This window comes from Mycolicibacterium aurum (assembly GCF_900637195.1).
Taxonomy (GTDB): Bacteria; Actinomycetota; Actinomycetes; order Mycobacteriales; family Mycobacteriaceae; genus Mycobacterium; species Mycobacterium aurum.
This window is the reverse complement of sequence record NZ_LR134356.1, coordinates 4,973,274-4,998,534: the sequence shown is the minus strand read 5'-3', so window position 1 is coordinate 4,998,534 and position 25,261 is coordinate 4,973,274. Positions and strand designations below refer to the sequence as shown.

Here is a 25,261-nt window from a genome sequence, read left to right as displayed (position 1 = left end):
GGTGGACCTGCTGCTCGGAATCGACATGGGAACGGGCAGCACCAAGGGCGTGCTGGTCGACACGGCGGGAAACGTCCTCGCGTCGGAGACCATCGCACACGCCATCGATCTGCCGCGCCCCGGTTGGGCGGAGGTGGATGCCGACGCGGTGTGGTGGCGCGAGGTGTGTGCTATCAGCGCAGCGCTGACGGCCGAGATTCCCCCTCACGCGCGGCTGGCAGCGATGTGCGTCAGCGGCGTCGGACCGTGCCTGGTTCTCTGCGATGCCGACGCGCGGCCGCTGCGACCGGCGATCCTGTACGGGATCGACACCCGGGCGCACGCCGAAATCGAATCGCTCACCGAGGAATTCGGCGAACAGAACATTCTTGACCAGGCGGGCACGCTGCTGTCCAGTCAAGCGGTGGGACCCAAGATCGAGTGGGTGCGCCGACATGAACCCGAGGTGTTCGACCGCGCGGCCCGCTGGTACGGCTCCAATTCCTATATCGCGGCGAAGCTCACCGGTTCCTACGTGATGGACCACCACACCGCCAGCCAGTGCGATCCGCTCTACCTCACCCGGGAGTTCACCTGGAACAGGGAGTGGACCGACCGGATCTGCGGATCCCTGCCCCTTCCCGAACTGGTCTGGCCGAGCGACATCATCGGTGCGGTCTCAGCCGCCGCAGCCGCCGAGACCGGACTACCCGCCGGGTTGCCGGTGGCGGCCGGGACCGTCGACGCGTTTTCCGAGGCGTTCTCTGTCGGCGTGCGCAGACCCGGTGACCAGATGCTGATGTACGGCTCGACGATGTTCCTGGTTCAGGTGATCGACGAGTATCACAGCGACCCGGCGCTGTGGACCACCGCGGGGGTGGAGCCTGGCAGCCTTGCGCTGGCGGCGGGCACGTCGACCGCCGGGACATTGATCGGCTGGCTCCAAAACCTCACCGGCGGTCCGTCGTTCGACGAGTTGACCGCCGAGGCGCTGAATGTTCCGGCGGGTAGCGAAGGGCTCCTGATGCTTCCCTACCTGGCGGGGGAGCGCACCCCGGTGTTCGATCCGCGCGCCCGCGGGGTGCTGGCCGGCCTTGAGTTGCGGCACGGCCGCGGCCACCTGTTCCGCGCGGCGTACGAAGGTATCGCGTTCGGTATCCGCCAGATCCTCGATCGGTTCGATGACGCACACCGGGCGACGCGCACCGTCGCGGTGGGCGGCGGCATCAAGAGCCCGGTGTGGGCGCAGGCGATCAGCGACATCACGGGTCGTACGCAGCTGGTGCCCGAACAGGCGATCGGCGCCAGCTACGGGGATGCGCTTCTGGCCGCCATCGGCGCAGGCCTGGTGGCACCCGACACCGATTGGGCCAGGGTCGCACGGGAGATCACACCCGATGAGGCCAACAGGGCGATGTACGACGATCTGTTCGGCACGTGGGCGCAGCTCTATCCCGCCACCCGTGAGCAGGTGCACCGGTTGGCCGACATCGGCTGACTCAGCCCATGGTGTATCCGCCGTCGATCGGGATGTCGGCGCCGTTGACCATGGTCGCGGCGTCTGAGCACAGCCACACCACGACGTCGGAGACCTCGCGGGGAACGGCGAAGCGGCCCAGCGGGATACGGGCGAGCATCGGTGCCGCCTTGGTCTGCTCGCCCCAGACCCGCTGCCCCATCTCGGTGAGTACCACCGTCGGGCACACCGAGTTCGCGCGGATGCCGTGGGGTCCGAGCTCTTGCGCCAGGACCTTGGTGGCCATCACCAGTCCGGCCTTGGATGCGCAGTAGGCGTAGTGCTCGGGCAGCGGTGCTAGAGCCGCCGCGGATGCCACTGTGACGATCGCACCGCCGGACCCCTGCGCGACCATCTGGGCGCCCACCCGGGCCGCAAGCAGCGCCGGTGCGCGCAGATTGACGGCCAGCGTCGCATCGAATGTCTCGGCGCGGGTGTCGACGACGGCCTCCGGGTAGGAGACGCCCGCGTTGTTGATCAGGATGTCGAGTCCGCCCCACTGGTCGGACGCCACCCGGGCGAGTTCGTCTGGGCCGTCAGGGTGAGCCAGATCGACTGCGGCCGCGTAGGTTCGAACACCGAACTCATCACGTAGCGTGTGGGCGGCCCGCGCCAGTTCGTCGGAGTCGCGGCCGCTGAGCACCAGGTCCGCGCCCGCGGAGGCGAGCGCGCGGGCGATGTCGGCGCCGATGCCCTTGCCGGCACCGGTGATCAACGCCCGTCTGCCATCCAGGCGCATCGCCCCCGCATACCTGGGATCCGTTGCGGCCGTTGTCATGAAACCTCCTGCGATGAAGCGATGTTGCCGGCCTCCAAGAGCGCCTCGGCGGTCGCCGGGTCGGTCACGAGGCGGTTGAAGTAGCCGCCGCGCGCCCCGGCGGCGATGGACTCGACCTTCTCCCGGCCGACCGCGACCGCGATGGTCACTGGAATGTGTTTGAGCGCAGCGAGTTCGATGGCGATCAACCTCTCCATGCCGTCGAACTGCACGGGCTCGCCGTCGCGGTCGTAGAAGCGGGAGCACACATCGCCCACCGCGAACCGCAGCGAGCCGGATCCGGTGGGCACGAACTGCGGAATGTCGGTGCGGGCCAGCGGTGGCGCGCCGACTCCCATCAGCGCGCAGCGTGCCGTCGGCCACTGATGCAGCACGCGTTGAATACTGGGGTCGTCCAGTAGCGAATCGTAGAGGGCGGGCCCCGGAAGTGCTGGTGCGAAAAGGTAATTCGCACGGCCGCCGACGCTGTGCGCCACGAGTCGGGTGATCTCGTTGGTCTGATACCACCCGTCCGGCTGGTCGTTGCCGCCGACGGTCGGTGCGACCACGACACCCGGCAGAGGTGTCAGTTCGTGCTGTGCAAGCTCATAGACCGTGCGTCCCGACGAGACCAACAGAACGTCGCCGGGCAGCAGCCCGGCCTCGCTGAGTGCCCGCCCCGCCGCAGGCGCCAGTGCGCGCCCCATCACGTCGATCACGGAGCGGCCGGGACCGGGGCCGGGGAGAGGCTGTGACAGGTAGACGGAGTGCAGGTTGAGTGCCCGCGCGAGTCGTACGGCGAGTTCCGTCGGTTGGGCGTCCGCGGGGGGCACCACCTCGATGCGGACGATGCCCTGCCGCTTGGCCTCGGCCAGCAGTCTGCTCACGGTCGCCCTGCTCGTTCCGAGCTGCTGCGCGATCTCGGCCTGGGTGCCGTCGTCCTCGTAGTACAGCCGGGCGGCGGCGTAGAGCAGTGTCGGCGGGAAGTGGCCGAAGTCCGCGTCAGCGGACGGTCCCGGCGTTTTGGCCGATGAGGGGCTGGATCGGGCCGGCCGTGGCATGACGCGATTATGACATTGAACATCTGCGCTGAAAAGAATATTGCTGAACAGATGTTCTGGACAGTTGTGCACGGCCTCGGTTACTGTGACCCCGGACACAAGGAGAGGAACTCGCGATGGCCGCTCAGATCCCGGAGAAGATGCAGGCTGTGGTCTGCCACGGGCCCAAGGACTACCGCCTCGAAGAGGTCGCCGTACCCCAACGGGGCCCCGGTGAGGCCCTGGTCAAAGTGGACGCCGTCGGCATCTGCGCCAGCGATCTGAAGTGCTACCACGGCGCGGCGAAATTCTGGGGGGACGAGAACCGTCCGGCCTGGGCCGAGACGATGGTCATTCCCGGCCACGAGTTCGCCGGCACCGTGGTCGAACTCGACGACGAGGCTGCGCAGCGGTGGGGCATCGCAGTGGGTGACCGGGTGGTGTCAGAGCAGATCGTGCCGTGCTGGGAATGCCGATTCTGCAAGCGCGGCCAATACCACATGTGCCAGCCGCACGACCTCTACGGCTTCAAGCGGCGCACGCCGGGTGCCATGGCCAGCTACATGGTCTACCCCGCAGAAGCGCTGGTGCACAAAATCTCCCGAGATGTCGCACCACATCACGCCGCCTTCGCCGAGCCGCTGTCGTGCTCGCTGCACGCCGTGGAGCGCGCACAGATCACCTTCGAGGACACCGTGGTCGTCGCGGGCTGCGGACCGATCGGACTCGGCATGGTCGCCGGTGCCCGGGCCAAGAATCCCATGCACGTGATCGCCCTGGACATGGAGCCGCAAAAACTCGAACTCGCCAAGGCGTGCGGCGCCGACATCACCGTCAACATCGCCGAACACGATGCCGAGTCGCTCGTCAAGGAGCTCACTGGCGGCTACGGTGCCGACGTCTACCTCGAGGGCACCGGGCACCCGTCGGCAGTTCCGCAGGGGCTCAACCTCTTACGCAAACTCGGACGATATGTGGAGTACGGCGTCTTCGGCAGCGATGTCTCGGTGGACTGGAGCATCATCAGCGACGACAAGGAGCTCGACGTCCTGGGCGCGCATCTGGGCCCGTACTGCTGGCCGGCGGCGATCAAGATGATCGAGTCCGGCCTGCTTCCGATGGATCGCATCTGCACCCATCAACTTCCCCTGGTCGACTTCCAACAGGGTCTGGATCTGGTGGCCAGCGGCCGGGAGTCGGTCAAGGTTTCCCTGATTCCGGCGTAATCGAAGGGCTTCATTCATGGGATTCACCTCTCGCTCTGCCCGCGGACCGCAGTTGTCGCGCCGGCAGATGCTCACTGCGCTCGGCGTGGCCGGGGCCGCCGCCGCCAGCGCACCGGTACTGAGTTCGTGCGGCGTCGGTGGCCGAGCCAGCCAGCCCAACGGCGCCGGTGCCGTCACCGGTGGCTTCGACTGGCGCAAGGCCGCCGGCTCGACGATCAGCATCCTGCAGACCCCGCACCCCTACCAGCTGTCGTATCAGCCGCTGCTGCAGGAGTTCACCGAACTCACCGGCATCAACGTCAACGTCGATCTGGTGCCGGAGGCCGACTACTTCACCAAGCTGAACACCGAACTTGCCGGTGGTTCGGGCAAGCACGACGCCTTCATGCTGGGCGCGTACTTCATCTGGCAGTACGGCCCTCCGGGCTGGGTCGAGGACCTCGACCCGTGGCTGCGCAACAGCTCGGCGACCAACGCCGAGTACGACTTCGAGGACATCTTCGAGGGCCTGCGCACCTCCACCCGATGGGACTTCACCCTGGGCAACCCGTTGGGCACGGGTGGTCAATGGGCCATTCCCTGGGGTTTCGAGAACAATGTGGTCGCCTACAACAAGCGTGTCTTCGACGAGAAGGGCATCACCAAGCTGCCCGACAACCTCGACGACTTCATCCAGCTCGCCGTCGACCTCACCGACCGGTCGGCCAATCAGTACGGCATCTCCACCCGAGGATCGAAGTCCTGGGCCACCATCCATCCCGGCTTCATGACCCAGTACACCCGTCAGGGGGCGGTGGACTACACCTGGAACGGTTCGGAACTGGTCGCCGAGATGGACAGCGACGCGGCGATCGACTTCACCCAGAAGTGGATCACCATGCAGCACGAGGCGGGTCCGACATCGTGGACGACGTACGACTATCCCAATGCCACAGGTGATCTGGGTGACGGCAAGGCGATGATGGTCTTCGACGCCGACAGCGCCACCTACCCCAAGAACAAACCCGGAGCCAGTAGGGAAGCCGGCAACATCGCCTGGTACGCCGGTCCGGCGGGTCCGGACGGCAACTACAAGACCAACCTGTGGACGTGGAGCTGGGCGATGAGCGCCAACTCCCGCAACAAGCTTCCGGCGTGGCTGTTCATCCAGTGGGCCACCGGGAAGGAGTCGATGAACAAGGCGGTCGAGGGCGGTCAGTACGCAGACCCGGTGCGGCAGTCGGTGTTCGACACCACGTTCAAGCGCGTCGCTGCCGACCAGTACGGCTACCTGGAGGCGTTCGAAACCGTCATCGGAGAGTCGAAGATCCAGTTCACCCCGCAGAAGAAGTTCTTCGACACCACGCAGAACTGGGCGGTCGCCCTGCAGGACATCTACGGCGGTGACGACGCGACGACCCGGCTGCGCAGCCTCGCCAAGACCAATACCTCCAAGGTCAACCTCTAGGAGCCCGGCTCATGACCACTCAGACTTCGAAGGCTCCCACCACCGAACCCGGCCCACCGCCGGCGTCGGGCAGGAGCACTCTGCCGGAGGTGCCGGCGTGGCGGCGCAAGCTGCGACCGTACCTGTTGTCGATCCCGGCACTGGTGATCGTCATCGGCATCCTCTACCCCTTCTTCGTCGGCGCCTACTACGCCTTTCTGAACTACGCCGCGGTCAATCCCGACCCCCAGTTCGTCTGGTTCCAGAACTTCGCCTCGGTCCTGGGCGACCAGGTGTTCTGGCAGAGCGTCAAGGTCACCGCACTGTTCGCCGTCGCGGCCACCGCCATCGAGACGGTGCTGGGCGTCGGACTGGCGCTGCTGCTCAACAGGTCGAGCATCATCGGCAAGATCTTCGAGAAGGTGCTCATCCTGCCGCTGATGATCGCACCGGTCATCGCCGGCGTCATCTGGAAGCTGATGTTCAACCCGCAGTTCGGAATCCTCAACCACGTTCTGGGGCTGGGCAACACGTTCGACTGGCTGTCCGCGGGCAATGCGCTGTTCTCGGTCATTCTGGTCGACATCTGGATCTTCACACCGTTCGTCGCGATCCTGGTGCTGGCCGGGATCAGGTCCCTGCCGAAAGAGCCCTTCGAGGCGTCCGAGGTCGACGGCGCGAACTGGTTCTACATGTTCCGCAAACTGATGCTGCCGATGCTGTGGCCCTACATCCTGGTCGCGGTGATCTTCCGGTTCATGGACAACCTCAAGGTGTTCGACCACATCTACGTGCTCACCGCCGGCGGACCCGGCGTGGCGACGCGGACCCTGCAGATCGGGGCCTTCGAGGACTCGATCATCAACCTCGACTACTCACGCGGCAGCACCTACATGCTGCTGCTGTGGATCATCGTGTTCATCACCGCGCGCTACCTGGTCAGCGTGCTCGGAAAGGCGCAGCGCCGCGCTGCCGGAGCGGAGTCGTGACAATGTCGCAAACCACAACCCGATTCTCCCGGGCCGAACTGCTCCCCGGACAGAAGCGGTGGTCCGCCGGTGCGGTGGCCGCCGACGTCACGCTGATCTTCTGGTTCGTCTTCTCGCTGTTCCCGATCTTCTGGATGCTGATGCTGGCCCTGAAGAACGCCGAGCAGCAGACCACCACCTACTTCTCGTTCAGCCCGACGTGGAGCAACTTCGCCACGGTGCTGTCCGAGAAGGGCACTCAGATGACCAGCGTCGATTTCAAGGCATCACTGGTGACCAGCCTGCTCAACTGCGGCGGTGCCGTCCTCGTCTCGCTGGTGATCGGTATCCCGGCCGCCTACGCGGCCGGCCGGTGGCAGTACCGGGGCTCCAACGACCTGATGTTCCAGATGCTGTCGTTCCGGTTCGCTCCCGAGCTGATGGTCATCGTGCCGCTCTTCGTGATCTACAACCAGATCGGCCTGTTCGACACCAAAGTCGGCATGATCTGGGTGCTGCAGCTGGTGACCATGCCGCTGGTGGTCTGGATTCTGCGGTCGTACTTCCAGGATCTCCCCGAGGATCTCGAGCAGGCAGCGCTCCTCGACGGTTACACACGCCGCCGGGCCTTCCTGATGGTGGCGCTGCCGATCGTGCGGCCGGGTATCGCCGCGGCAGCGCTGCTCGCGTTCATCTTCGCCTGGAACAACTACGTGTTCCCGCTCATCCTGGCCGACAGCAACGCAGGCACGGTCACCGTCGCCATCACCAAGTTCCTCGGTGGCGGCGGCCAGGCGTACTACAACCTCACCGCGGCCGCCGCGCTCATCGCGGCGCTGCCGCCACTCATCCTCGCCCTGACCATCCAGAGGTATCTGGTGCGGGGCCTGTCATTCGGGGCGGTGAAGGCCTGATGGCCACGGTATCTGTTGCCAACATCTGCAAAAAGTTCGGGAAGGTCACTGCTGTCGACGATCTGTCGCTGGACATCGCCGACGGCGAGTTCTTCGTGATCCTGGGTCCCAGCGGGGCCGGCAAGACCACCACGCTGAAATCCATTGCAGGACTGGTCGATATCGACGCCGGCGCGGTCCACATCGGGGGCGTGGACATGACCAGGGTGGAGCCCTACCACCGCAATGTCGCCATGGCGTTCGAGAGCTACGCCCTGTACCCCCAGAAGACCGTAGCCCAGAATCTGGCGTCGCCGCTGAAGTCCGGTCGCACCGGCCGATACTCGGCATCCGAGCAGGCGTCGCGGATCGATCAGGTGACCACCACGCTGGGCATCAATCACCTGCAGAACCGTTTACCGCGCGAGCTGTCCAACGGCCAGCGCCAGCGCGTGGCGCTCGGTCGCGTGCTGGTGCGTCCCGCCGATGCATACCTGCTCGACGAACCGCTGAGCCATCTCGACGCGAAGCTACGGGCCGCGATGCGCGCCGAACTCAAACAACTCGGCGCGATGTCGAACACCACGACGATCTACGTCACGCACGACTACCAGGAGGCACTGGCACTCGGCGATCGCATCGCGGTCATGCGTGAGGGCCGACTCATGCAGATCGGCACGCCGGAGGAGATATGGCGCAGTCCGGCTGACACTTTCGTCGCGCGCTCGCTGGGACAACCGGAGATCAACCTGCTCGACGGCGTGGTCGACGACGGCCGAATCCGGCTCGGCAGCGCCACCGGCGAGGGATCGCTGGACATCCCGATACCGCCGGATGTCTCCGCTGCACGCGGTGACCGGGTGCGGGTGGGCCTGCGTCCCTGCGATCTCCACGTCACCAGCCGCGAAGGGTCCCTGCGCGGCAGGGTGATGCTGGCCGAGCGACTGGGCCGCAACATCGAACTCACCGTCGACGCCGGAGGTACCCAGTTGATCGCCCTGACCTCGGGCCGCCACGGCGTCGGCGAAGGGGATCCGGTCACGCTGCGGATCGCCGAGTCCGACATCCATGTGTTCGCACCGGGCGAGGGCGACACCAACCGGCTCGGCACATCGACCTTGGAGGGAGTCCGGTGAGCGTCGCCAACGCACGCACCGTCGAAAAGTCCGCTGAGCGACTGACATTGCAGGACCTCGTCAAGACCTACGCCTCCCGCGGCCGGGAGGCGGTCACCGCGGTCAAGGGGATCAACCTGGAGATCGAACCCGGGGAACTGGTGGCGCTGCTGGGCCCGTCGGGATGCGGCAAGACGACCACACTGCGCATGATCGCGGGGCTGGAGACGGTCACCAGTGGGTCGATCAAGATCGGCGATCGTGAGGTCTCGCAACTGCCGGCGGCCAAGCGCGGCATAGGCGTCGGATTCGAGAGCTATGCCCTGTATCCGCCGCTGTCGGTCCGCGACAACCTGCTCTACGGGCTGAAGGCGCGCAAGGTCAAGGGCGCCGAGAACATGGTCGCCTCGATCAGTGAACGCCTCGAGATGAACGACCTGCTGGACCTGAGACCCGCAGGACTGTCCAGCGGCCAGAAGCAACGTGTCGCGCTGGCCCGCGCGCTGGTCCGCAATCCTCCGGTGCTGCTGCTCGACGAACCGTTGAGTCACCTGGACGCGTCGGCACGCAACCGCGTGCGCCGTGAACTGAAGGTCCTGCAGCGTGAATTCGGCTACACCACGATCGTCGTCACCCACGACCAGGTCGAGGCCCTGTCGCTGGCCGATCGGCTCGCCGTCATGGACGGTGGCGTCGTTCAGCAGTTCGGAACCCCTGATGAGGTCTTCGACGATCCGGCCAACCTGTTCGTCGCCGAATTCGTCGGCGAGCCGCAGATCAACGTGCTGCCCGGGGTCGTGCGTCTCCGGGACGGCCGTGCGTGTGTCGAAATCGGCTCCGGGACAGGGTTTCTCGACACCACGGTGACCGACGTTTCCGACGGCGCTCGGGTGACCGTCGGAATCCGGCCGCAGGACTGCGCACTCGCGGCGCGTGGCGATGACGGGGTCGCGGCGACCGTGGCCTACTTCGAGCATCTGCTGGAGTTCGGGCTGGCGACCAGCACCGTCTCCGGCATCGAGGAGGGCATCGTGGTGCAGACCCCAGCCGAGCAGGAGTATCAGCCCGAACAGCAGGTGTCGGTGACGGCCGCGGCCGAACGGGTCTACCTGTTCGACCCCGACAGCGGGGAGCGGCTGCGATGACCAAGCTCTACAACGACCCGGCCAGATTCACCGAGGACATGGTGGCCGGTTTCCTCGACGCCAACCGCCGTTACGTGGCGGGTGTCCCGGGGGGTGTCGTGCGCGCCCACCGGACCAGGCCGGGCAAGGTCGCCGTGGTGATCGGTGGCGGGTCGGGACACTATCCGGCCTTCTGCGGCACCGTGGGAGTCGGTTTCGCCGACGGCGCCGTGGTGGGCAACATCTTCACCTCACCGTCGGCGGAGGAGGCCGCCTCGGTGGCTCGGGCTGCCCACGGTGACGCCGGTGTGCTGCTCACCACGGGCAACTACGCCGGCGACGTGATGAACTTCGGGCTCGCGGTCAGCCAGTTGCGCAGTGAGGGCATCGACGCGTGCTACTTCGCGGTGACCGACGATGTTGCCAGCGCCCCTCGGGGGGAGGAGACGAAAAGGCGAGGTATCGCCGGCGATTTCACGGTGTTCAAGTGCGCCAGCGCGGCCGCCGAGGAGGGACTCGACCTCGCGGGGGTGCTGCGCGTGGCCGAAGCGGCCAACGCCGCGACCCGCACACTCGGGGTCGCCTTCGACGGCTGCACCATGCCCGGCGCCGACCAGCCGCTGTTCACGGTGCCGGAGGGCACGATGGGTGTGGGGCTCGGCATCCACGGTGAACCCGGGGTGGCCGATGACCCGATGCCGACAGCCGCCGCACTCGCCGAAAGGCTGGTCGACGGTGTGCTCGCCGACAATCCGGATGCGGCGTCCCGACGCATCGCGGTGATCCTCAACGGACTCGGTCGCACGAAATACGAGGAACTGTTCGTCGTGTGGGGCACGGCGGCTCGGCTGTTGCGCGATCGCGGCTACGAGATCGTCGAGCCCGAGGTCGGGGAGTTGGTGACCAGTCTCGACATGGCGGGGTGTTCGCTGACGGTCATGTGGCTCGACGACGAGCTCGAGCGCTACTGGACCGCCCCCGCTGACACCCCGGCCTACCGCAAGGGTGATCGGACCCCCGAAAGCGGCGGCAGCAAGGCCGAATTGCGCACCGGCGAGGAACTCCAGACCGCATCGCAGACACCTGCGCTGGACGAGCTGTCCGATGACGAGGGACGACGCGGTGGCCGCGGGGTCGCTCGCGCGCTGAGCGCAATGGCCGAGATGCTGGCCGACGCGGAGGCCGAGCTCGGTCGCATCGACGCGGTGGCCGGTGACGGTGACCACGGCCGGGGCATGGTCAAAGGGTCCGCGGCCGCGTCGGCGGCTGCGCAGCGCGCGGTCGCGGCCGGCGGCGGGCAGGGTTCGGTGCTGGCCGAGGCCGGCAAGGAGTGGGCAGCCCGCGCCGGGGGTACCTCCGGAGTCCTCTGGGGCGCCCTGCTTTCGGCGCTGGGCGCGCGCCTCGGCGACACCGGGCGCCCGGAGTCGGAGACAGTTGTGACGGGGATGCGCGACGGGTACGACGCTCTGGTGTCCCTCGGGGGTGCGTCGCCGGGGGACAAGACGATGCTCGACGCACTGCTTCCGTTCGTCGAGGACTTCGAGCGTCGAGTCGCCGACGGGCAGCCGTGGCTCGACGCATGGCGGGAGTCGGCGGCGGTCGCTGAGAGTGCCGCGCGGGCCACCGCTGACCTGCGGCCGAGGGTCGGTCGCGCGCGGCCACTGGCCGAACGCAGCGTCGGCACCCCCGACGCCGGTGCGACCTCGCTGGCCATGTGTCTGCGCACCGTCGCCGGCACGTTCCCGGTGACAACGGAAAAGAGTTGACGGACATGACTTCCGGGCTTCGCATCGTCGTCGGTTCCGACGATGCCGGATACGAGTACAAGGAAGCGCTCAAAGGCGATCTGCTGGGCGACGACAGGGTGGCCGACGTGGCCGATGTCGGCGTCGGCTCCGACGAGAACACCGCCTACCCGCACGTCGCGGTCGCCGCAGCGCGGCTTGTGGCCGAGGGTAAGGCCGACCGCGCTCTGCTGGTGTGCGGCACCGGACTCGGAGTGGCGATCAGCGCCAACAAGGTGCCGGGTATCCGTGCGGTGACCGCGCACGACAGCTTCTCGGTCGAGCGTTCCGTGCTGTCGAACAATGCCCAGGTGTTGTGCTTCGGTCAGCGCGTCGTCGGCCTCGAGCTGGCCCGCCGACTGGCCAGGGAGTGGCTGAACTACGAGTTCGACCCCGAAAGCGCATCCGCGGCGAAAGTCGACGCGATCGGATCCTACGAAACGGCGGCCACGGACTGCTGATGCGGACGACCGTTCACGCCGCTGGCTCCTCGGCGGCGTAGCAGCCGGATCGGCATCTGACACCGTCGGGCCGCGGGGTGACCCAGCTGCTGTGGCATCGGCTCGAGGAGAAGGTCAACCACCTCACTGGATGAACGTGCCGGGTGAGTTCAGCGGAAGTCGCCGAAAAAGGCGCTCACGTCCTCGACGAACAACTCGGGCTGCTCGAACGCCGCGAAATGCCCGCCGCGGGGCATCGTCGTCCAGCGCGTGATCGTGTAGTTCTCCTCGCACCATTCCCGCGGCGACCGGACGATCTCCTTCGGGAACGCGGCCACCCCGGTCGGCAGCGTCACCCGGTCGCGTCCGCCGAAACTCGTGGCGCTCTCCCAGTAGAGGCGGGCCGACGACGCCCCGGTACCGGTGGCCCAGTAGAACATCACGTTGTCGAGTAGCTCGTCCTTGGTGAGGACGTTCTCGGGATGGCCGTCGCAGTCCATCCACGACCAGAACTTCTCGACGATCCACGCCAGCTGCCCCACCGGCGAGTCGACCAGCCCGTAGCCCAGCGTCTGCGGTCGCGTCGACTGCTGTCGGAAATACCCCGAGTCCCAGCGGCGGTAGTGATCCATCGCGGTCAGCGCGAGGCGTTGCTCCTCGGTGGGGTCCGTGAGCTTCTTCGGCGGATTGCCCAGCGGCATGTTGGTGTGGATCGCCACGCAGTTGCCGACGTTGCGACCGATCTGCGTGGTCACCGCGGCTCCCCAGTCGCCACCCTGCGCGCCGTAGCGGTGGTAACCGAGCCGCGCCATCAGCTGGTCCCAGGCCTCGGCGATGCGCTGCACACCCCAGCCGGTCTCTGTCGGCTTGCCGGAGAAGCCGTAGCCCGGAAGCGCGGGGCACACCACGTGGAAGCCGGCGTCGTTCAGCGGGGCGATCACCTTGGCGAATTCGACGATCGAACCGGGCCAGCCGTGCGTGATGATCAGCGGGAAGGCGTCCTCGCGGGTGGAGCGCTGATGCACGAAGTGGATGGGCAGTCCGTCGATGTCGGTGCTGAACTGGTCGAAGCGGTTCAGAGCTGCCTCGCGGGCCCGCCAGTCGTAGCCGTCGGCCCAGTACGCGGCGAGTTCGCGGGTGTAGGCGAGCGGGATGCCCTGACTCCAGTCGTCGACGGTCTCGGCGTCGGGCCATCGGGTCCGCACCAGGCGTTCCCTAAGGTCAACAAGCGTGGTGTCGGGGACGGCGATCTGGAATGGCTGGATGCGGGCCATGGCACATAGTGGCATCGTCGATAATCGGGGGTCGTGGGTACCCCGACGCTCATCCTTCTGGCCGCGACAACCCTGGCAGCATGCGTGGCGTTCGGCGGGGCCCTTTACGAGGTGCTCGTCGTCGACCCGTACTGGCCGAAGCGTCCGGGCATCATCCAGTCACAGAACGGCGGGATCTCTCGTGTGCGGTTCTGGCTGCCGGCACCGGTGGTGTTCGAAGTGCTTCTGGTGGTCACCCTGGTGGTCACCTGGGGCGAGCCCGCGGTGGGACCAGCGCTGCTGGTCGCCCTGGTCAGTCACGCCGTGATGCGGATGTGGGCGCTGTTCGACCTCATCCCCAGGGCGGCGCAGTTCGAGCGGAGCGACCCCGCCGACGTCGACGAGGCCGCTGCCGTGCGGTGGACCAGGCGGAACATGGTGCGGGTGCCGCTGCTCCTGCTGACCTCCTGCGCGATGCTCGCCGCGCTGGCGCTGGCCTGACGCGGGCATCACCGGCCCGTCACGCCTCGAGCGCTCCGATGACCTTGTTCTCGATGGCTGCCCGTGCCGCGACCGGCAGGACGATCAGACCCGCAAGTTCCTTCTGGGCCCGCCCGTAGGCGTTCTGCCGCTCCGCCTGCGTCGCCCCGTCGTCGCCGGCCAGCCGCAGCAGGTTCTTCGCGCGTGTCATCCGCTCCTGGTCCTCGGCGGAGAAGTCGCTGCGGCGACGCCGGATCGCCTCCGCCTCGGCCACCTCGAATGCCGTCACGTAGTCACTGACGGCGTCGCGGTATTCGAGCTGTGCATCGCGGTCATCGAGAATGTCCTCGACATCGTTGGGCCGCAGCAGATCCGCCCGGCTCTTCGTCTTGTGGAAGTTCAGCGTCATCGGATCCCGCATATCGGTCATCACCGGAAAGTCGAGCAGCTTGGCCACGTCGACCTCGTAGGACAGCCATCGTGCATCCGTCGCGTCGTGCCGCTGCAGAACCCTGATCATCTCGCGCCGGTTCCCCTCGGTCCGGGATTGTCCGGCCGCCTTCTCTCTGGCCAGCGCGACCTTGGTCTCCTGCTTGATCCGGTAGCGCTCCAACCGCCGCTGTGCCCGTCGCTCGTTTGCTGCGGCGATCCCTTTGGCTGCGCCGGCGATCGTCCCGCCGAACACGAAGATTAGCCACCAGAAGTTCCCGATGAATTCCAGTAGGGCGTGCACAACACCCAGGATGCCACCCCTCGGTGTGGTGGGATTGGTCGGTGACCGACTCAGCGAACCCGGTTGCCGCGATCTCGGCGCGGGCCATCACGATGCGTGGTCCGTGGGGCCCCGTGTACGGACCCACCGATCTCGACATCGACGAGGGCGGCGTCACGGTCCTGGTGTGTCCACCCGGCTCCGGCCGCACCGCACTGTTGATGACGCTGGCCGGCCGGATGCGTCCGGCATCCGGCAACCTGACCGTATTCGGGCGGACGCGCGCCCGCGACATCTTCGCCCATGCGGCGCTTGCCGGAATAGACGAACTCGACACCGTCGCCGAGTCGGTCACCGTCCGTGATCTGATAACCGAGCAGTTGCGCTGGGATGCCAACTGGTACAGAGTGATTCTGCGAGCAGATGACAACGCGCACGCCAGGGTGTGCGGGCCGGTGTTCGGGGATCTGCCGTTGCCGGCGCTGTCGGAGTACGTGGAGGAGCTCACCGAACTCGACGGCCTGCTGCTCCGCGTCGCGCTGGCCAACACGGCGAAGCCGCCGCTGTTGGTCGTCGGAGACCTGGAGCAGGTGACCACCGATCGCCATCGCGACTCCCTGGTCGCCCGGCTCGTCGAGCTCGGTCGGGACCAGACGGTCATCACCGCCAGCGCCAACGGTGTCAGCGGCCACCCGGTGCGTCAGATCACGGTCCAGAACGTCTCCCGCGCCGAGCTTGCGGATCAGCAGAAAGGTGGTGCGTGATGGCGCTTGCCGGGATGTCCCTGGGTACCGACCTGAAGAGGTACTCCCGTGGGCTGCTCCCGCGGATCGCGCTCATCACGATCATCGTGATGCCGTTGCTGTACGGCGCGATGTACCTGTGGGCGTTCTGGAATCCGTTCGCCGAGGTGAACAAGGTGCCGGTGGCGCTGGTCAACTCCGACCGCGGCGCCCAGGTACAGGGTCAGCCGCTGCGAGCCGGGGACCAGGTGGCGCAGGCCCTGATCGAGTCCGGCCAACTGGATCTCACCGAGATGTCGGCTGAGGAGGCCGCCGCCGGGGTCGCCGCCGGTGACTACTACTTCTCGATCACGCTCCCGCAGGACTTCAGCGCTCGCGTCGCCTCGCCGTCAGGCGGTGACCCGCAGCAGGCCCAGATCCGTTTCACCTTCAACGATGCCAACAACTATCTGGCCTCCATCATCGGGCAGAACGCCTCGCGGGAGGTGCTCAATCAGGTCAACGCGAAGATCGCCGAGCAGACGGTCGGTACCGTCCTGACCGGGCTCACCGATGCCGGGGCGGGACTGGGCCAGGCGGCCGACGGTGCGCAGCAACTCTCGACGGGCCTGGACGCCGCGAACGACGGCGCCCATCGGCTCGCCGACGGTGCGAACACGCTGTCGTCGGGCCTCGACAGTGCCAGGGACGGCTCGGCCCGACTCGCGGCAGGTACCCGGCAACTGGCCGGCGCGATCGACACCGCCACCGACCCGCTGCTGGAGATGCTGGACCGGATCGGCGGACTGGGCCTGGACCCGAACGAGGTCGCGATCGCCGCGCAGCACCTCTCCACTGCCGTCCGCTCGACCACCGATCGCATCGCCGCGCTCAACGTCAACAGTGCCCAAGCCGCGGCGATCGTCGACCAGGCGGTCGGATTCCTGCAGACCAACCCGGACCCGGCGGTCCGTGACGCCGGGCATGCGCTGGCGGGGGCGCAACGGCTGCTGCGCGCGCAAGGGATCGACCCCACCACCGATGATGGGCTGATCCGATTGCGCGACAGTGCCTCTCGGCTGGAAGGTGAACTCGGTGACCCCAACAGCAAGCTGCGCGTCTTCCTCGCCCGGGCATTGGACGGTGGCCTACGCTCGGATGTCGCCAAGCTCAAGGACGGCGTAGACCAGCTGAACTCCGGCGCGCAGCGCCTCGACGCAGGTCTGGTGCAGCTGGCCAACGGTGGCGACCAATTGTCCACCGGGGCAAGCCAGCTCGCCGACGGCACGCAGAAGTTGCAGGCGGGCGGGCAGGAACTCGCCACCAAACTGCGCGAGGGCAGCACGCAGATCCCGTCCTGGACCCCGCAACAGCGCACCGACGTCGCCCGGACGATGGCCGCACCGGTGGGTCTGGACCTGGTGACCGACAATCCGGCTCCCACCTTCGGCACGGGTTTCGCGCCGTTCTTCATGCCGCTGGCGCTGTTCATCGGCGCCCTTATCGTGTGGATGTTGTTGACGCCCCTGCAATCCCGTCCCATCGTCAACGGGCTCGGGGCGCTGCGGGTGGTGCTGGCGTCCTTCTGGCCGGGGTTCCTGGTGGTGGTGTGCCAGGTCGTCGTGATGTACGTGGTGGTTCATTTCGGAGTCGGACTGCACGCCGAGTATCCGCTGGCCACCGTCGGCTTCCTGGTCTTGATCGCCGGCACGTTCCTCGCATTGATCCAGGCGTTCAACGCGGTGTTCGGGGTGGCCGTCGGCCGGGTGGTGACGCTGGCGTTCCTGATGCTGCAGCTGGTGTCGGCGGGCGGCATCTATCCGGTCGAGACCACCGCGACACCGTTCCAGATCCTGCATCCGTTCGACCCGATGACCTACGCCGTCAACGGATTGCGGCAGCTGACGGTCGGCGGCATCGATGCGCGGCTCTGGATCGCGATCGCCGTCCTGGCCGGTCTGCTGGCAGCGTCGCTGGCCGCCAGCTCCTGGGCGGCCCGCCGCAATCGGCAGTACACGATGGAGCGGCTGCATCCCCCGATCGAGGTGTGATATCGGCCTGGCTGTCAGGGCAGGCCGATGCGACGGTACCGCTCCAGCCGTGCGGCCAGCCGGCGCTCCTCGGGCGTCGTCCGTAGCCGGTGCAGTTCCCCGGCGATGGTGGCCGACAGCCGCTCGATGAACGCCTTCGGTTCGTCGGCGGCGTCGGGAAGCTCGGGCACGATCGCGTCGACGATGCCGTTGCGCAGCAGATCCGCCGACCGGATGCCCTGGTCGGCGGCCAGTTCGGGAGCGTGGTCGACGTCGCGGAAGACGATCGCGCTGGCGCCTTCCGGCGGTAGCGGCGCCAACCAGCCGTGCAGCGCGGCCAGGACCCGGTCGGCGGGCACCATCGCCAGCGCCGGTCCACCACTGCCCTGGCCCATCAGCACCGACACCGTCGGGGTGTCGAGGGTGACCAATTCGGCCAGGCAGTGCGCGATCTCGCCGGCCAGTCCGCCCTCCTCGGCCTCGGCGGACAGCGCAGGCCCCGCCGTGTCGATGACGAGCACCAGGGGCAGGCGGAGTCCGGCGGCCAGGGCCATGCCGCGGCGCGCCTCCTGGAGCGCCGCGGGGCCGACTCGGAGGGCAGGAGCGGAGCGACCCGGGATTGGATTCAGACCACCCACGACGCGCTGCTGGCCGACCACGACGGCCGGCTGGCCGCCGAACCGGGCGAGCGCGAGCAGCATCGTCGCGGCCTCACTCTGACCGGTGCCCGACAGCAGCACCCGGTCGGTGGCGCCGTGCCGCAGCAGCGCGCCGACCCCGGGGCGGTCGGGACGCCGGGAGATCACCACCGAGTCCCACGCGGGAACGTCCGGGACGGGCTGGGCCTGTGGTGCGGCAGGCGGTTCGCCGGGGGAGTCCGACACCACCGTCAGGGTCCGGTCGAGCGTCGCGCGCAGCACGTCAAGCGGGACCACGGCATCGATGACGCCGTGACGCTGCAGGTTCTCCGACGTCTGGATGCCGGCCGGAAAGGACTCCCCGTACAGATGCTCGTAGACGCGGGGGCCGAGGAACCCGATCAGTGCTCCGGGCTCGGCGGCGGTGACGTGGCCCAGCGAACCCCAGGACGCGAACACCCCGCCGGTGGTGGGGTGGCGCAGGTACACCAGGTACGGCAGGTGCGCCTTCTTGTGCAGTTCGACCGCCGCAGCGATCTTGACCATCTGCAGGAACGCGACGGTGCCCTCCTGCATGCGGGTGCCGCCCGAGCTCGGGGACGCCAGCAGGGGCAGGCCCTCGGCAGTGGCCCGGTGCACCGCGGTGACGATGCGCTCGGCGGCGGCGACCCCGATGGAGCCGGCCAGGAAGTCGAACTCGCACGCCACCAGCGCCACGCGGCGGCCGTGCACGGTGCCCTCGCCGGTCAGCACGGATTCGTCGAGGCCCGTCGCCGCTGCGGCGGAGTCCAGATCAGCGCGGTACTCGGCCGAGGTCGCCACGGCCAGGGGCGGCTCGTCCCAGCTGGTGAACGACCCCTCGTCCAGCAGCGCATCGCGCAGGTCAAGGGCTCCGATCCGGCTCACAGCGAGAAGGCTAATAGGGTGGACGCATGATCGGAGTCACCCGCGACGGCCACGTGATGACGCTGGAGCTGCAGCGCCCCGAACGGCGCAACGCACTGAACAACGAATTGGTCGACGGCCTTCGGGACGCGATCGACAAGGCAGCCACCGAAGACGTCCGCGTCATCGTCCTCACCGGGCAGGGCCACGTGTTCAGTTCCGGCGCGGATCTGTCCGGAGGACAGGGCGTCGCCGACGAGCTGCCCGAGAAGGCCAGGGCGCTGAACCTGGCCATCGACAAGGCGCCCTTCCCCGTCATCGGCGCGATCAACGGGCCCGCGATCGGAGCCGGTGTCATCCTGTCGATGATCTGTGACCTCCGCGTGGTGGCCGAGGATGCCTACTTCCAGTTCCCGGTCGCCAAATACGGCATCGCGCTGGATAACTGGAGCATTCGCCGCCTGACCTCGCTCGTGGGTGCCGGCCGGGCGCGCGGCATGCTGCTGGCCGCGGAGCGGCTCACCTCCGACGTTGCGCTGCAGACCGGCATGGCCAACCGGATCGGCACGCTGGCCGACGCCCAGGCATGGGCGCAGGAGATCGCCGGCTTCGCGCCGCTCGCCCTGCACCACGCCAAGCGGGTGCTCAACGACGACGGCGCCTACGAAGACGCGTGGCCGACGCACAAGGAGTTGTTCGACCGCGCGTGGGCCAGCCAGGACATCATCGAGGCTCAGGTGGCGCGTATCGAGAAGCGCCCGCCACGATTCCAGGGGGCCTGATGGTGGTGCGGACGGCGCTGCGGTTCGGGTTCGGGACGGCCTCGCTGCTGGCCGGCGGTTGGGTGCTGCGCGCACTGCAGGGCACGCCGGCCTCGCTCGGCGCGACGCCCGCGGAGATCGCGACGGTCGCCCGCCGCTCGCCGAACTACAAGGACGGCAAATTCCTCAACCTGGAGCCCTCGTCGTCGGGTTTTCCGGTGGACCGCGAGCTGCAGCGCACACTGCTCAGAGACCTCGCCAACGCCCCGTGGGTGGGCAAGCCGGAACGACCCATCCCGCTCGCCGAAGCTCCGCCGGTGGATGCGACGCCCGCATCCGCCGCGGCCACCTGGTACGGCCACTCCAGTGCCCTGATCGAGATCGACGGCTACCGGGTGCTCGCTGATCCGGTGTGGAGTGAGCGGTGTTCGCCGTCGCGGGCTGTCGGGCCTCAGCGGATGCACGACGTGCCGTTGCTGTTGGAGGCGCTGCCGGCTCTCGACGCCATCGTCATCAGCCATGACCATTACGACCACCTGGACATCGACACCATCGTGGCGCTGGCGCGGATGCAGCGGGCACCGTTCGTGGTGCCGCTGGGGATCGGGCTGCATCTGCGCAAGTGGGGTATCCCGCAGAGCCGCATCGTCGAGCTCGACTGGAATGAGTCGCACCGCATCGCCGACCTGACGCTCGTCTGCACGCCGGCCCGCCATTTCTCCGGACGGCTGTTCTCCCGCGACTCGACGCTGTGGTCGTCGTGGGTCATTGCCGGGCCCGCGCACAAGGCCTTCTTCGGCGGCGACACCGGGTACACGAAGAGCTTCGCCGAGATCGGCGCCGAGCACGGACCGTTCGACCTGACGCTGCTGCCCATCGGCGCCTACCATCCCGCGTTCGCCGACATCCACATGAACCCCGAAGAGGCGGTGCGGGCGCATCTCGACCTGACCGACGTGGACCACGGCCTCATGATGCCGATCCATTGGGCGACGTTCCGGCTGTCGCCGCATCCGTGGGCCGAACCCGCCGAGCGCCTGGTCGGTGCGGCCGACGCCGAGCGGGTGCGGATCGCGGTACCCATTCCCGGGGGACGGGTTGTTCCGGACTCGACTTTCGACCCGTGGTGGCGCCGGTAACCGCATCTGAGGCGCTACGGTGCTGACCATGAACCCACCTGCCCGGGTTGCCGCGCTCGCTGTGGCCGTCGCGCTGCTGGCAGGCTGCGGTGCCGACACCACCGACGGTGCCGAATCCGCGACGTCCAGCACCCCGCCGTCGCCCAGCCGGCTCTCCGACGTCCCGCCCCCGTTGGTGCCTGCGATGCCGCTGCCGGAGAACGCGGTCGGCAACGCCGTCGCCAAGCTCGACGGCCTCATCGAGGACCTGATGTCCAAGTCCGGCATCCCGGGTATGGCGGTCGCCGTCGTGCACGGCGGAAAACCGATCTACGCCAAGGGTTTCGGTGTCAAGAACAACACGCTGACCGACGAGGCATTCAACAAGGTCGGACCCGACACGGTGTTCCAGCTCGCGTCGCTGTCCAAGCCGTTGAGCGCGACGGTGGTGGCGACCCTGGTGGGTCAGGACCAGGTCAGCTGGGACACCCCGATCGTGTCGAAGCTGCCCTGGTTCGCACTCTCGGATCCTGCTGCCACGCAGATGGTGACCGTCGGCGACATGTTCTCCCACCGTTCCGGGCTGCCCGACCACGCCGGAGATCTGCTCGAAGAGGTGGGCTATGACCGCAGGCAGGTCTTGGAGCGGCTTCGCCGGCTTCCCGTCGGCCAGTTCCGCACCTCGTATGCCTACACCAACTTCGGTTTGACGGCCGGCGCCGAGGCGGTGGCCGCGAACACCGGAAAGAGCTGGGAGGACCTGGCCGCGGAGACGCTCCTCGGTCCGCTGGGCATGACCTCGACGAGCTATCAGTTCAGCGAGTACGAGGCGCGGCCCGACCGGGCGGTGGGCCACCTCCACGTCGACGACCGCTACGAGCCGCGCTATGTGCGCAACGCGCAGCCGCAGTCCCCGGCAGGTGGGGTGAGTTCATCGGTCAACGACATGACCCGGTGGATGGCGATGGTGCTGGCCGACGGCAGGCACGACGGCACGCAACTCATCGACCCGAAGGCGTTGCTGCCGGCGATCACTCCGCAGGTGGTGTCGGACCGCGGCGCCGAGCCGGCGATGAGGTCGGGCTTCTACGGCTACGGCTTCAACGTCGGGACCACGTCGGGAGCGCGCACCGAGTTCAGCCATTCCGGCGCATTCGAGCTCGGGGCCGCCAGCAACGTCGTCTTCCTACCGTCGGCCGACGTCGCAATCGTGGCACTGACCAACGCCACTCCGGCAGGCGTTCCCGAGGCGCTGACCGCCCAGTTCGCCGATCTGGTGCAGTTCGGCGAGGTGCGCGAAGACTGGTTCGCGTTGTACGGCAAAGCCTTCGAGGACATGGAGAAACCGGTGGGATCGCTGGCCGGCCAGTCCCGGCCGAGGAACGCGGCGCCGCCGCCGGAGCCGTTCGAGTCCTACGCCGGGGTGTACGACAACGACTATTGGGGACCCGCGACCGTCACCCAACGAGACGGCGGTCTTGAGCTGACGGTCGGTCCCCGCGGCTCGTACACGCTGCAGCCCTGGGACGGGAACGTGTTCACCTTCCCGGTGGCGTCCGAGAATGCGCCCCCCGGAACGGTTTCCACCGCGACGTTCGACGGAGGCAAGCTCACGCTGGAGTACTTCGACGACGAAGGCCTCGGAGTGTTCGTCAAGTGAGCGCGTCGCTGGTCACCGGGCTTTCCGATGCCGAGGTGGCGCAGCGCGTTGCCGACGGCAAGACCAACGACGTCCCCACCCGCGCGGCACGCAGCGTCTCCGAGATCGTCCGCGGCAACGTGTTCACCCGGATCAACGCCATTCTGGGCGTGCTGCTGATCATCGTGCTGTCGACCGGATCGGTGATCAACGGCGCCTTCGGCCTTCTCATCGTCGCCAACAGTGCGATCGGCATCATCCAGGAGCTGAGGGCCAAACAGACGCTGGACAAGCTGGCGATCGTCGGCCAGGCAAAACCTCTGGTGCGCAGGCAATCCGGGACCGCCTCACTGGCGCCCAGCGAGGTCGTGCTCGACGACGTCATCGAGCTGGGGCCCGGCGACCAGATCGTCGTCGACGGCGAGATCCTCGAGGAGACGAACCTCGAAGTCGACGAATCCCTGCTGACCGGTGAAGCCGACCCGATCGCCAAAGACGCCGGCGACCAGGTGATGTCCGGGAGCTTCGTGGTGGCGGGCAGCGGGGCCTATCGCGCCACCAAGGTCGGCCGCGAGGCGTACTCCGCCAAGCTCGCCGAGGAGGCCAGCAAGTTCACCTTGGTCAAATCCGAACTGCGCAGCGGGATCAACAAGATCCTGCAGTTCATCACGTACCTGCTGGTGCCAGCGGGTGCCCTGATCATCTACACCCAGCTGTTCACCACCGACGCCGGGTGGCGCGAGTCGGTGCTGCGCATGGTCGGTGCGCTGGTGCCGATGGTCCCCGAAGGCTTGGTGCTGATGACCTCGATCGCGTTCGCGGTCGGCGTGGTGCGCCTGGGTCGCAGGCAGTGCCTGGTCAACGAGTTGCCCGCGATCGAGGGTCTGGCTCGCGTCGACGTGGTGTGCGCCGACAAGACGGGCACGCTCACCGAGAACGGGATGCGGGTCAGCGATCTGAAGGGGATCGATGCGCGGCTCGCAGGGGAGGAGCGAAGCGACCGGGGGATCGGCACGGTGGCCGATGTCCTGGCACAACTCGCGGCCGACGACGCCAGGCCCAATGCCAGCATGGCCGCGATCGCCGAGGCCTACCCGGCACCGCCCGGATGGACGGCGACCGCCACCGCCCCGTTCAAGTCTGCGACCAAGTGGAGCGGCGCGTCCTACGGCGAGCGCGGCAACTGGGTGATCGGTGCCCCCGATGTGCTGTTGGATCAGGGCTCCCCGGTGGCCGAGCAGGCGGAGCAGATTGGTGCGCAGGGCCTGCGGGTGCTGCTGCTCGGATCGTGCGCCCGTTCGGTCGACGACCCCGCAGCGCCCGGCGACGTCACCCCCGCGGCTCTGGTGGTGCTCGAGCAACGTGTCCGCCCCGATGCTCGCGACACTCTCGAGTACTTTGCCGCGCAGAAGGTCTCGATCAAGGTCATCTCGGGCGACAACGCCGTGTCGGTGGGGGCGGTGGCCGGTTCGCTCGGGCTTGAGGGCGAGACCATGGATGCGAGGAGGCTGCCGGAGCAGCCGGACGCGCTCGCCGACACGCTGGAGGAGTACACGACGTTCGGCCGGGTGCGGCCGGACCAGAAACGTGCGATGGTGCACGCGCTGCAGGCGCGCGGTCACACGGTGGCGATGACCGGCGACGGCGTCAACGACGTGCTCGCGCTCAAGGACGCCGACATCGGTGTCGCGATGGGTTCCGGCAGTTCGGCATCCCGCGCGGTGGCCCAGATCGTGTTGCTGGACAACAAGTTCGCCACGCTGCCGTACGTGGTCGGTGAGGGCCGCCGGGTGATCGGCAACATCGAGCGCGTCTCCAATCTGTTCCTCACCAAGACGGTGTACTCGGTGCTGCTCGCGATGCTGGTGGGGCTGGCCGGGCTGTCGGCGAAGATCTTCGGTACCGACCCGTTGCCGTTCCCGTTCCAACCCATCCACGTCACGATCGCTGCCTGGTTCACCATCGGTATCCCGGCCTTCGTGCTGTCCCTGGCTCCCAACAACGAACGAGCCCACCCGGGTTTCGTGCGACGGGTCATGACGTCAGCGCTGCCGTCGGGCCTCGTGGTCGGCGTCGCGACCTTCATCTCCTACCTGCTGGCCTACGAGGGTCGGGCGGCCACCGTGGCCGAGCAGAACCAGGCGTCCACCGCGGCGCTGATCACACTGCTGGTGTCCGCGATCTGGGTGCTTGCCGTGGTAGCCCGGCCCTACGAGTGGTGGCGGGTGGCGCTGGTGGCCGTGTCGGGCGCGGCCTACGTCGTCATCTTCAGCATCCCGTGGGCGAGGGAACTGTTCCTGCTCGATCCGACGAACATTGACGCCACCTCGATCGCGCTCGGCATCGGGCTCGGCGGCGCGGCCGTGATCGAGGTCATCTGGTGGGTTCAGGGCCGCATCCTGGGCGAACGTCGCAGATTATGGCGTCTGCGTGATGGGTAGGGTTGCTTCCATGGGATTCCTCGACAAGGCCAAAGACCTCCTCGGCAAGAACGCCGACAAGGTCGACACCGTGATCAACAAGGCCGGCGATCTCGTCGACAAGAAGACGCAGGGCAAATACGCCTCGACCGTCGACAAGGTGCAGCAGGCGGCCAAGAAAGCCGTGCAGGACAACGCCGGGCCGGGCGGCCAGGTCCCGCCGGGGCAGCACTCCGGCCAGGTGCCGCCGCCTCAACCGCCGCCGACCCAGCCGCCGACGCCGCCGCAGCAGCAGCCCCCGACGGCCCCGCCCACCTCGTAGGCGGAGTTCGCGG

General features: G+C 67.8%; 22 protein-coding genes. 17 read left to right on the top strand and 5 right to left on the bottom strand.

Annotated features, from left to right (window positions below):
- The first annotated feature begins 1 nt into the window (after nt 1).
- Nucleotides 2-1,477 (top strand): FGGY-family carbohydrate kinase, encoded by a 1,476-nt coding sequence (locus EL337_RS23540; protein WP_048632682.1) that lies wholly within the window; start codon nt 2-4, stop codon nt 1,475-1,477.
- Nucleotide 1,478: 1 nt separating this feature from the next.
- Here EL337_RS23540 and EL337_RS23535 read toward each other — a convergent pair whose 3' ends face one another.
- A complete protein-coding gene (locus tag EL337_RS23535; RefSeq protein ID WP_048632683.1) occupies nt 1,479-2,273 on the bottom strand; it encodes an SDR family NAD(P)-dependent oxidoreductase in 795 nt (264 codons plus the stop codon).
- Nucleotides 2,270-3,313 (bottom strand): sugar-binding transcriptional regulator, encoded by a 1,044-nt coding sequence (locus tag EL337_RS23530; RefSeq protein WP_048632684.1) that lies wholly within the window; start codon nt 3,311-3,313, stop codon nt 2,270-2,272. Before EL337_RS23530 ends, EL337_RS23535 begins: the two co-directional genes overlap by 4 nt.
- A gap of 116 nt (nt 3,314-3,429) precedes the next feature.
- Between EL337_RS23530 and eltD the strand changes: the two genes are divergently transcribed.
- The 8 genes from eltD to EL337_RS23490 are packed head-to-tail and all read left to right on the top strand — an operon-like array spanning nt 3,430 to nt 12,289.
- The gene (eltD, locus tag EL337_RS23525; protein WP_048632685.1) at nt 3,430-4,518 is read left to right on the top strand and encodes an erythritol/L-threitol dehyrogenase; all 1,089 of its coding nucleotides are present in this window, start codon (nt 3,430-3,432) and stop codon (nt 4,516-4,518) included.
- A gap of 16 nt (nt 4,519-4,534) precedes the next feature.
- Nucleotides 4,535-5,965: an extracellular solute-binding protein gene (locus EL337_RS23520; protein ID WP_109860122.1), complete on the top strand. Its 1,431-nt coding sequence runs from the start codon at nt 4,535-4,537 to the stop codon at nt 5,963-5,965.
- Nucleotides 5,966-5,976: 11 nt separating this feature from the next.
- Complete coding sequence (locus tag EL337_RS23515; RefSeq protein ID WP_048632686.1) at nt 5,977-6,933, top strand: carbohydrate ABC transporter permease; 957 nt, start codon at nt 5,977-5,979, stop codon at nt 6,931-6,933.
- 2 nt (nt 6,934-6,935) lie between these two features.
- On the top strand, nt 6,936-7,826 hold the full coding sequence (locus EL337_RS23510) for a carbohydrate ABC transporter permease (RefSeq protein ID WP_048632687.1): 891 nt from the start codon (nt 6,936-6,938) through the stop codon (nt 7,824-7,826).
- The gene (locus EL337_RS23505) at nt 7,826-8,941 is read left to right on the top strand and encodes an ABC transporter ATP-binding protein (RefSeq protein WP_048632688.1); all 1,116 of its coding nucleotides are present in this window, start codon (nt 7,826-7,828) and stop codon (nt 8,939-8,941) included. The genes EL337_RS23510 and EL337_RS23505 overlap by 1 nt, the downstream gene beginning before the upstream one ends.
- Nucleotides 8,938-10,065, top strand: coding sequence for an ABC transporter ATP-binding protein (locus EL337_RS23500; RefSeq protein ID WP_048632689.1), 1,128 nt, complete (start codon nt 8,938-8,940; stop codon nt 10,063-10,065). Before EL337_RS23505 ends, EL337_RS23500 begins: the two co-directional genes overlap by 4 nt.
- Entirely contained in the window at nt 10,062-11,810 is a 1,749-nt protein-coding gene (locus EL337_RS23495) for a dihydroxyacetone kinase family protein (protein ID WP_048632690.1), read from the top strand. The genes EL337_RS23500 and EL337_RS23495 overlap by 4 nt, the downstream gene beginning before the upstream one ends.
- Nucleotides 11,811-11,815: 5 nt before the next feature.
- The gene (locus EL337_RS23490; protein WP_048632691.1) at nt 11,816-12,289 is read left to right on the top strand and encodes a ribose-5-phosphate isomerase; all 474 of its coding nucleotides are present in this window, start codon (nt 11,816-11,818) and stop codon (nt 12,287-12,289) included.
- A 149-nt stretch (nt 12,290-12,438) separates the two neighbouring features.
- Here EL337_RS23490 and EL337_RS23485 read toward each other — a convergent pair whose 3' ends face one another.
- Nucleotides 12,439-13,542: an epoxide hydrolase family protein gene (locus EL337_RS23485; RefSeq protein WP_048632692.1), complete on the bottom strand. Its 1,104-nt coding sequence runs from the start codon at nt 13,540-13,542 to the stop codon at nt 12,439-12,441.
- Between the two features lie 33 nt (nt 13,543-13,575).
- Between EL337_RS23485 and EL337_RS23480 the strand changes: the two genes are divergently transcribed.
- Nucleotides 13,576-14,022 (top strand): hypothetical protein, encoded by a 447-nt coding sequence (locus EL337_RS23480; protein ID WP_048632693.1) that lies wholly within the window; start codon nt 13,576-13,578, stop codon nt 14,020-14,022.
- Nucleotides 14,023-14,041: 19 nt separating this feature from the next.
- On the opposite strand, the gene EL337_RS23475 is transcribed toward EL337_RS23480, so the two are convergent.
- A complete protein-coding gene (locus EL337_RS23475; protein ID WP_048632694.1) occupies nt 14,042-14,734 on the bottom strand; it encodes a hypothetical protein in 693 nt (230 codons plus the stop codon).
- 92 nt (nt 14,735-14,826) lie between these two features.
- Between EL337_RS23475 and EL337_RS23470 the strand changes: the two genes are divergently transcribed.
- Both EL337_RS23470 and EL337_RS23465 read left to right on the top strand, forming a co-directional pair.
- A complete protein-coding gene (locus tag EL337_RS23470; protein WP_232786816.1) occupies nt 14,827-15,477 on the top strand; it encodes an ATP-binding cassette domain-containing protein in 651 nt (216 codons plus the stop codon).
- Nucleotides 15,477-17,486 carry a YhgE/Pip domain-containing protein gene (locus tag EL337_RS23465; RefSeq protein WP_048632696.1) on the top strand — a complete coding sequence of 670 codons (2,010 nt, stop codon included), beginning with the start codon at nt 15,477-15,479 and terminating at the stop codon, nt 17,484-17,486. Before EL337_RS23470 ends, EL337_RS23465 begins: the two co-directional genes overlap by 1 nt.
- Nucleotides 17,487-17,500: 14 nt before the next feature.
- On the opposite strand, the gene EL337_RS23460 is transcribed toward EL337_RS23465, so the two are convergent.
- On the bottom strand, nt 17,501-19,009 hold the full coding sequence (locus tag EL337_RS23460; RefSeq protein WP_048632697.1) for a carboxyl transferase domain-containing protein: 1,509 nt from the start codon (nt 19,007-19,009) through the stop codon (nt 17,501-17,503).
- A gap of 26 nt (nt 19,010-19,035) precedes the next feature.
- On the opposite strand from EL337_RS23460, the gene EL337_RS23455 reads away from it, so the two are divergent.
- From EL337_RS23455 to EL337_RS23435, 5 genes are read left to right on the top strand one after another with little or no spacing between them, the layout of a single operon-like run.
- Nucleotides 19,036-19,770 (top strand): enoyl-CoA hydratase, encoded by a 735-nt coding sequence (locus EL337_RS23455; protein ID WP_048632698.1) that lies wholly within the window; start codon nt 19,036-19,038, stop codon nt 19,768-19,770.
- The gene (locus tag EL337_RS23450; RefSeq protein WP_048632699.1) at nt 19,770-20,888 is read left to right on the top strand and encodes an MBL fold metallo-hydrolase; all 1,119 of its coding nucleotides are present in this window, start codon (nt 19,770-19,772) and stop codon (nt 20,886-20,888) included. The genes EL337_RS23455 and EL337_RS23450 overlap by 1 nt, the downstream gene beginning before the upstream one ends.
- 28 nt (nt 20,889-20,916) lie before the next feature.
- Complete coding sequence (locus EL337_RS23445) at nt 20,917-22,527, top strand: serine hydrolase (protein WP_048632700.1); 1,611 nt, start codon at nt 20,917-20,919, stop codon at nt 22,525-22,527.
- Complete coding sequence (locus EL337_RS23440; RefSeq protein WP_048632701.1) at nt 22,524-24,947, top strand: HAD-IC family P-type ATPase; 2,424 nt, start codon at nt 22,524-22,526, stop codon at nt 24,945-24,947. The genes EL337_RS23445 and EL337_RS23440 overlap by 4 nt, the downstream gene beginning before the upstream one ends.
- A 10-nt stretch (nt 24,948-24,957) precedes the next feature.
- Nucleotides 24,958-25,248, top strand: coding sequence for an antitoxin (locus tag EL337_RS23435; RefSeq protein ID WP_048632702.1), 291 nt, complete (start codon nt 24,958-24,960; stop codon nt 25,246-25,248).
- Nucleotides 25,249-25,261: the final 13 nt, after the last annotated feature.

Excerpts from the sequence above, each read along its gene's own strand:
- EL337_RS23435 (WP_048632702.1), top strand. The coding sequence starts at position 24,958 with ATGGGATTCCTCGACAAGGCCAAAGACCTCCTCGGCAAGAACGCCGAC.
- EL337_RS23445 (WP_048632700.1), top strand. The coding sequence starts at position 20,917 with ATGAACCCACCTGCCCGGGTTGCCGCGCTCGCTGTGGCCGTCGCGCTG.
- EL337_RS23470 (WP_232786816.1), top strand. The coding sequence starts at position 14,827 with ATGCGTGGTCCGTGGGGCCCCGTGTACGGACCCACCGATCTCGACATC.
- EL337_RS23455 (WP_048632698.1), top strand. The coding sequence starts at position 19,036 with ATGATCGGAGTCACCCGCGACGGCCACGTGATGACGCTGGAGCTGCAG.
- EL337_RS23505 (WP_048632688.1), top strand. The coding sequence starts at position 7,826 with ATGGCCACGGTATCTGTTGCCAACATCTGCAAAAAGTTCGGGAAGGTC.
- eltD (WP_048632685.1), top strand. The coding sequence starts at position 3,430 with ATGGCCGCTCAGATCCCGGAGAAGATGCAGGCTGTGGTCTGCCACGGG.
- EL337_RS23495 (WP_048632690.1), top strand. The coding sequence starts at position 10,062 with ATGACCAAGCTCTACAACGACCCGGCCAGATTCACCGAGGACATGGTG.
- EL337_RS23520 (WP_109860122.1), top strand. The coding sequence starts at position 4,535 with ATGGGATTCACCTCTCGCTCTGCCCGCGGACCGCAGTTGTCGCGCCGG.
- EL337_RS23485 (WP_048632692.1), bottom strand. The coding sequence starts at position 13,542 with ATGGCCCGCATCCAGCCATTCCAGATCGCCGTCCCCGACACCACGCTT.
- EL337_RS23535 (WP_048632683.1), bottom strand. The coding sequence starts at position 2,273 with ATGACAACGGCCGCAACGGATCCCAGGTATGCGGGGGCGATGCGCCTG.
- EL337_RS23465 (WP_048632696.1), top strand. The coding sequence starts at position 15,477 with ATGGCGCTTGCCGGGATGTCCCTGGGTACCGACCTGAAGAGGTACTCC.
- EL337_RS23450 (WP_048632699.1), top strand. The coding sequence starts at position 19,770 with ATGGTGGTGCGGACGGCGCTGCGGTTCGGGTTCGGGACGGCCTCGCTG.
- EL337_RS23490 (WP_048632691.1), top strand. The coding sequence starts at position 11,816 with ATGACTTCCGGGCTTCGCATCGTCGTCGGTTCCGACGATGCCGGATAC.
- EL337_RS23530 (WP_048632684.1), bottom strand. The coding sequence starts at position 3,313 with ATGCCACGGCCGGCCCGATCCAGCCCCTCATCGGCCAAAACGCCGGGA.
- EL337_RS23510 (WP_048632687.1), top strand. The coding sequence starts at position 6,936 with ATGTCGCAAACCACAACCCGATTCTCCCGGGCCGAACTGCTCCCCGGA.
- EL337_RS23515 (WP_048632686.1), top strand. The coding sequence starts at position 5,977 with ATGACCACTCAGACTTCGAAGGCTCCCACCACCGAACCCGGCCCACCG.